This is a genomic window from Aerococcus sp. L_32, from assembly GCF_050689315.1.
Genome location: NZ_JBOEQF010001042.1, coordinates 1 through 658, shown reverse-complemented (window position 1 = coordinate 658; position 658 = coordinate 1). Strand labels below are relative to the sequence as shown.

Here is a 658-nt window from a genome sequence, read left to right as displayed (position 1 = left end):
ATATGCTTGAACTGGTTCAACATGGACTTTTTGTAAGAGGTCTTGAACGTCTGAACTAGTAATCCGGGCTGGTTCGTATTGGTCAGGCATGACTTGTCCGTCTAAGTAGGCGACAGCTAACATGTAAGGTAGTGAATGATCTGCTTCCTCTTTGAATTGGATGTTCTTTTTGCCACCTTCCTCGCCACCCCCGATAATATTGAAGGCTACGTCAAAAGTGTACAAGCGAATTTCCTTAATGTCATCAGCGGCGATATTTTCTGCGTCTTTCAATTCCAACAAACCTTCAATAGAAGATTGGGAATGAATTTCAGCATTGTAGCGTTTGGTGATGGTTTTGGTTACTCGGTTTAAATCTTCTTTCGACCAGTCGATATCAAATTTACCAGCAATCGAATCCATGAATCCTTTGTTTCCTTCAAAGACCTCTTCAGGTCCAGTAATGCCGTAGCTAGCGAGTAAAGTCGCATGCATGGCACCCATGGCCGTGTTTGGATAAGCTAACCCTTTCCAATGAGATAGGGCACCGGTTCTAGTCACCCGCAATGAATTGTAGCCTGTACCCGCAATGGCAATGGCATTTGCGGTCTTATCAGCGTCTAATTTCAAGGCAGCGGCCGCACCTGCAGCGGCACCGTAACTCCCTTGTACGGTATGG

Annotated in this window: 1 protein-coding gene; it reads right to left on the bottom strand. The window is 45.6% G+C overall.

From position 1 onward, the window contains the following. A partial coding sequence (locus ACRCJ0_RS18095) for an MmgE/PrpD family protein (protein ID WP_431391524.1) occupies positions 1-658 on the bottom strand: 658 nt, incomplete at both ends.